Origin of the sequence: Pseudoalteromonas sp. TB25 (assembly GCF_000497995.1) — a bacterium.
GTDB classification, from domain to species: Bacteria; Pseudomonadota; Gammaproteobacteria; order Enterobacterales; family Alteromonadaceae; genus Pseudoalteromonas; species Pseudoalteromonas distincta.
In genome coordinates this window covers 1-6373 of record NZ_AUTI01000284.1, presented here as the reverse complement: position 1 = coordinate 6373, position 6373 = coordinate 1, and the positions used below count along the sequence as shown (strand labels likewise).

Sequence of the window (6373 nt, the reverse complement as noted above, 5' to 3'; positions counted from 1 at the left end):
CCCCCGGCGTGACAGGCCGGTATTCTAACCAACTGAACTACCACTCCATATTTTCGTTGCTGTTTAGGTCTCCCTGACAGCGGCGTGAATAATACGAACCAACCCCTATTTCGTCAAGGGCTTTTTTGTTTTTTTATAGGTTTTTTAGTCATCTGTCATCGAAAGGTTTAAAATTTCACCTGATCTGTCATTTTTTGAGCCATTTTTACCGACTTGATTTTTTTCTGTGTCGGCAACATCACCTTCACTTGTTTTCTTTTTCTTTAAAAAAGGCAGCTTAACTTTAAATTTAATCGGTTTTTTCTGAACGAATATACGAATTAACAACCATCCGAGTAATAAAATGAGCGTATTGCAGCCTACAATTAAACTAATAATTGTCGAGGTGGCCATTTTTTCTTCAACAGGCTCACTCTCGATCATTTTATCTGGCGTAATAATCGTTGCAGGATCAATTTCGGGCACCACTTCTATGGGTCGTTCTATCTCAAATTTATACGTTGGCAGCGCTGCCATAAATTCACGGCCATTAATATTAGTGCCAAAAACAGACAGTTCAACACTATATCTACCCCAATCATAATTTTTAACACTAAGCTGACGTGAGTCTTTAGCTGCAGCATCTATGGTAAACATTTGCTCTTCGTTATTGGGATAGTAGATTTTTCCCTGGATGATGACTGTCTCTGGCTTAACAATACTTGGGTCTATATTTATAGTTAACAGATGCTCGTCTGTGTCTTGTTCTGCTAACGCGACTTCGGTTATAAAAGGTGGCTCGTGCACTTCTATTGTATTTTGCACAATGCGGCGCTGCAGCAGAGGTGTTGCCACGTAAAGCTCTGGTGTCCATTCACCCGCAGGAAAATCTAAAGTAAACTCGCCGGTAAACACACCATCTTTAGGACGCTCATCAAATCCACGTCCATCGTCTTTAAATTCCGCTACTTCTTGAATGCCTGCGCCAAAGTTAGCAAAGTTTTCATTGTTGGTACTTACAAAGTCAACATTAAGGCTCACAACATCCCTAAATAGGTTTGTGTTAATTGGCTCACCGTCGTTTAGTATTTTCCCGGTGATTTTTATTGTCTCCCCCCTAAACAACATTGAAGGAAGAGGCTCTGCCTCAAGAGATATTTCGCCTAATACAACTATTCTGCTGTCGGGTAAAATACTGCCTATTACTTGCCAAGGACCCGCCATAGGTTTTTTTATGGTAACTAAATCGTAGCTGAGTTCGTCAAACCAATCTAAGTTAGGGTTTTTAACTGAGTCAGTAGCAAAGTACTTACTGCCATCGGGCCGCACTAAAATAACAGCAGGTGCACCTGATTTTCTAAAAAACAGCAGTGTTATTTCATCTATTTTGCTATCTATGCGAAAACGATTATCAAGTAAAGGGATCTCATTTTGATGCCCATCGCGCTTGAGCACTTCTACTTGTCTTACGCCATATGAATTGCCAGTAAATAAACTAGCGGCACATAACGCTGTTACAAAATACATCGTTTTCATTAAATCGCCTTATTCTGCGCGCCATATACATTGGCCGCCTTCTTTGTTTACAAGATCTAATCGTGCTTCGTGTGCGCTTTGCTCAGTGTCGCTTGCTCGCAATACAACTAATGGGGCTCTATCACTATTTAAACGCTTTATACCGCCTTTCTGTTGCTCGCTGCCGTCATCTTTGTTTTGATTCAAATTCAGCTTTGTTTGACCACCCGTCATGGCAAGGTAAACATCGGCTAAAATTTCAGAATCCAGTAGCGCGCCGTGAAGTGTTCGCTTTGCGTTATCTACATCGTAACGACGACATAATGCATCAAGATTGTTCTTTTGACCTGGATGCAAGTCACGCGCCATTTTAAGCGTGTCGAGAACTTGACAAAAAGTCTCTGTTTTAGGATAGCCCTGATTAAGTAGTGCAAATTCATTATCCATATGACCAACATCGAACGGTGCGTTATGAATAACTAACTCTGCCCCTTCAATATAGTCGAAAAACTCTTGGGCAATTTGATGAAATAACGGTTTATCACGTAAAAATTCGTTAGTGATACCGTGAACGTCGATTGCTTCTTCTTCGCTTGGGCGTTGTGGGTTTATATAAACGTGAAAGTTATTGCCTGTTAAACGGCGATTTACTAACTCCACACAACCAATTTCTATAATACGGTGCCCTTGTTTAGGGTCGATGCCGGTGGTTTCTGTATCTAAAACTATTTGTCTACGTGCCATATCGAATTTAGCCTGATTCTGGTATCTTTCTATAATCACTTTATTGTACATAAGATCAAGGTAAAACAGTGCAAAAAACCGTAGAGATTTACACCGACGGCTCATGTTTAGGTAATCCAGGCCCCGGCGGTTATGGTATTTTTATGATTTATAACGGCCACGAAAAAGAAATGAGCCAAGGTTATAAACTCACAACAAATAACCGAATGGAAATGCTCGCGGCTATTGTAGCCCTAGAATCACTCACTCGAGAATGCGATGTAAACCTAACAACCGATAGCCAATATGTTAAGCAAGNATCGTGGATCACTAACTGGAAAAAACGTGGCTGGTTAACATCAGCTAAAAAGCCGGTTAAAAACGTCGATTTATGGAAACGCTTAGATAAAGCCTGTAGCGAGCACAATGTAACTTGGAAGTGGGTTAAAGGGCATAGCGGCAATAAATACAACGAAATAGTTGACGATTTAGCGCGCGATGCCGCTGGCAGTAAAGATTTACTAGAAGATGTAGGCTACCAGCCTTAAATTTATTCTAAGCTAGTTGTTATACCAATTTTATTAAAAACATGTTCATTCTATCGCATTAAATAACTCACTAACTGCGTTAAAAATTATTCATATAGAACAACTATATGTCACAATTTTCGCCTTGTTAATGTGCTATTTTCTTAGCGCTATGATAGATCACTTATTTAATGCAATTGGTATTATTTTTTTGCTCGCACGATTTAAAGTGTTGCTTTGACGTTTGTCTAAGCCCTGCCCCTTTTACTGGTGCAAACTGCGGCCTAGCATGCCACTTAGGTTTTATCGGCGTAAGTGGCGCAACTCTTTTTCGTGCCACCAGCATATAAACACTGCCCATTGGTTTTAAATACTGTTTTGCAAAAGTCCGCCAAAACTCAAATCTTGATAACCTGTTACCTCTTGCCAGTGATGAATAAATAAAACGTTCGTCACTTACAATTTCAAAACCCAATAAATTTAGCCAATCTTTAACCCTCGCAGGGGTAAAAAAGCGCCCCGTCCATGGTAACTTCTGACCACTAAAAGGCAGCATTTGTGCAAGCCCACACAAACTAAACGGATTAAAACCAGTCACTAGTATATAACCGCCCGGAATAAGCGTGCGATGTGCTTCTCGTAAAATGTGATGTGGGTCTGAATGATACTCTAAGCAGTGGCTTAGTATACAAGCATCAATACTGTGCTCGTAAAATGGCAATTCATCTATGTCAGCAACTACCCCAGTGTAAGGCCCAGGCTCTGCAACACACACTTGGTGTTTAATCGTACTTATACTTGTGTTTAATTCGCCACTTAAATTACCCAACTTAAGCATATGATAGCCAAACATACGCGGAAGCCATTGCTCCATTTTACGTTCAATATCTGTGCGTAAATAATCCCCATGAGGAAACTGCTGCCACGACAGTGGTTTGGGTCCTTCTTGAAAACTAAGGGCTGGTTTCATTTTTTGAGCTCGTTATACTATGCGATAAGTGTCACTTTATAGAGCAATTTACCATGGTGCAAGTCAAAGCAATTAAAGCCTTTTCTGATAATTACATTTGGTGTTTAACTACCGATAACAGTAACCAAGCATGGGTAGTCGATCCAGGCCAAGCACATCCCGTATTAACGTACTTAGCTGAGCACAAACTAACGCTTGGTGGCATTTTAATTACGCATCATCACTACGACCACACTGATGGCGTAGCTGAATTAGTTGACGCCTATCCAGATATATCGGTTTATGGCCCTGCAAATAGTCCATTTAAAGGCGTCACTCACGCACTCACTGATGGACAAAGCATCAGTGTGCTTAATATTAACTTTACTATTTTAGCAACTCCTGGGCATACGCTTGATCATATTTGCTATACAAATGATGAACTTGCTTTCACAGGCGATACATTGTTTAGCGGTGGATGTGGACGCTTATTTGAAGGCACGCCAAAGCAAATGTGGAAATCTTTTAATAAACTAAGAGAGCTGCCTGCAAGCTGCAGTGTGTATTGCACGCACGAATACACGCAAGCTAATCTTGCCTTTGCCAAAGCGGTTGAACCACGTAACCCAGAACTCCTTGCGTACAGTAAAAAAGTAGATGAATTACGCAGTAATAACCAAATCTCCCTACCCACTTCTATTGGACAGGAGCTAAAAATAAATCCATTTATGCGTAGCGATTTGCCAACCATTACAGAGTTAGTGCCAGAAAAATTCATCTCGGTTACAAAAAACAATGAACCTTGGGGAAACTTTGCGAGTCTGAGACAGTTCAAAGACAATTTTTAATGCACAAACTAATACTTTAATATTTATTTTATTAGAATCATTAACTTAAGATATAGTGATGATTCTATTTCTGCGTTTTAAAAAGTCATTAAGTGGCAATGTTAACTCATAACAGGTAGTATTCGCCGAGTTTTTTACCCGATGTATTGGTATTTATGAATAAATCTCCCTTATTAGTAGCCTTGGCGTTAGCGCTAAGTGGTTGCCAAACTGTGACAACTCTAGACTCAGACTCTCAAGTCGCCACGCAAGCAAACCAACAACTCGAAGGCGCAAGTCCTAACGACATTAACAATGCATTGATGGTAAACGCACAATATCAGCAAGTTGACTCTGATGAGCAAGAAGCGCCCGTGTTTGATGATGTGTGGGAGCGAATTCGCTACCAACTTTCTATCGAAATACCGCAAAACCGCCCTGTTGTTACTGAACGTAACTATTACGCTCGCCACCAAGCCTATTTAGATCGTATTTCTAAACGTGCAGAACCTTACTTACACTTTATTGTTGAAGAAGTAGAAAAGCGCGAAATGCCAATCGAAATTGCACTACTGCCTATTGTAGAAAGCGCATTTGACCCATTTGGTTATTCTAATCGCAGCGCATCGGGCATTTGGCAGTTTATGCCTGCAACCGGTGAGCGATTCGATTTAAAACAAAACTGGTGGTACGACGGTCGTCGCGACATAGTGCAGTCGACTCGCGCAGCACTTGATTACTTATCGTATTTACATAAAACACTTGAAGGCGATTGGCTAAATGCGATTGCTGCTTATAATTCAGGTGAAGGGCGTTTAATGCGCGCGATTAAAAAGAATCGTAAAAAGCATTTACCTACCGATTTTTGGTCTCTTGATTTACCAAGCGAAACAACAGCCTACGTACCAAAGTTATTAGCACTTGCCGATTTATTAAAACGCTCAGATGATTTTAACGTTACATGGCAACCAGTAATTAATGCACAAGTGGTTGAAGTGGTTGATGTTGGCTCGCAAATAGATTTAGCACTTGCTGCTGATATGGCTGATATGACGCTTACTGAGCTATACAGATTAAACCCCGGTTTTAATCGCTGGGCAACTGATCCTAATGGCCCACATTCTTTATTATTGCCTGTTGATAAAGCAGAGGAATTTAGCCAAAAACTAGCAAACACTGATGTTAAAAACAGATTACGCTGGCAGCGTTATATTGTGGCTCGAGGCGACAGCTTATCGGTAATTGCCAAAAAGTTTACAACAAGCTCAAGCGCAATCCGATCGCTTAATAAACTCAAATCAAATACGATTAAAGTAGGCCAAGAATTATTAGTCCCGCTTACTGATGGCGCTATAAATAGTGAGCATTTACCAAAGCAGATGCGTTTAGCTGCTAATAAAGCAACTCGCACAAAACTTTCGCACACAGTTAAAAGTGGCGACACGTTATGGGATATTAGCCGCGAATATGACGTAACTATGGATGAGTTGGCTAAATGGAATAAGCTAAAGAAAAACTCTGTACTGCGCCTAAATCAAAAACTTACTGTGTATAAGTCAGCTAATAAACCACAAGCAACGGCAAGTACCAACCGTACTATTACATACAAAGTACGCCGTGGTGACTCACTTGCACGTATTGCGTCTAAGTTTAATCTAAGCGTTAACGAAATTATTAAGTGGAATAATTTAGCCGGTCAAAAATACTTACAACCTGGCCAAAAGCTAAAACTTAAAGTAGATGTCAGAAGTAGTTAATTTATAAAACTATATTAAAAGTAAAAAGGAGCGCATGCGCTCCTTTTTTAATACTTTAAAATTAAAGGATTAAGCAGGTAGTTTTTCTAGCCATAC

Annotated in this window: 6 protein-coding genes; 3 read left to right on the top strand and 3 right to left on the bottom strand. The window is 40.2% G+C overall.

Annotated elements, in window-relative coordinates; all coding sequences use genetic code 11:
• Positions 1–144: 144 nt before the first annotated feature.
• Together L652_RS0109865 and dnaQ are read right to left on the bottom strand one after the other, a co-directional pair.
• Complete coding sequence (locus tag L652_RS0109865) at positions 145–1515, bottom strand: TIGR03503 family protein (RefSeq protein WP_024596940.1); 1371 nt, start codon at positions 1513–1515, stop codon at positions 145–147.
• Between the two features lie 9 nt (positions 1516–1524).
• Positions 1525–2238 carry a DNA polymerase III subunit epsilon gene (dnaQ, locus tag L652_RS0109860; protein WP_002963020.1) on the bottom strand — a complete coding sequence of 238 codons (714 nt, stop codon included), beginning with the start codon at positions 2236–2238 and terminating at the stop codon, positions 1525–1527.
• 68 nt (positions 2239–2306) lie between these two features.
• On the opposite strand from dnaQ, the gene rnhA reads away from it, so the two are divergent.
• Complete coding sequence (gene rnhA / locus L652_RS0109855; protein ID WP_024603432.1) at positions 2307–2765, top strand: ribonuclease HI; 459 nt, start codon at positions 2307–2309, stop codon at positions 2763–2765.
• Between the two features lie 163 nt (positions 2766–2928).
• On the opposite strand, the gene L652_RS0109850 is transcribed toward rnhA, so the two are convergent.
• Positions 2929–3714 (bottom strand): class I SAM-dependent methyltransferase, encoded by a 786-nt coding sequence (locus L652_RS0109850; protein ID WP_002963022.1) that lies wholly within the window; start codon positions 3712–3714, stop codon positions 2929–2931.
• 53 nt (positions 3715–3767) lie between these two features.
• On the opposite strand from L652_RS0109850, the gene gloB reads away from it, so the two are divergent.
• Both gloB and L652_RS0109840 read left to right on the top strand, forming a co-directional pair.
• Positions 3768–4541, top strand: a complete 774-nt coding sequence (gloB, locus tag L652_RS0109845) for a hydroxyacylglutathione hydrolase (protein WP_002963023.1) — start codon at positions 3768–3770, stop codon at positions 4539–4541.
• 155 nt (positions 4542–4696) lie between these two features.
• Positions 4697–6277, top strand: a complete 1581-nt coding sequence (locus tag L652_RS0109840; protein ID WP_024596941.1) for a LysM peptidoglycan-binding domain-containing protein — start codon at positions 4697–4699, stop codon at positions 6275–6277.
• Positions 6278–6373: the final 96 nt, after the last annotated feature.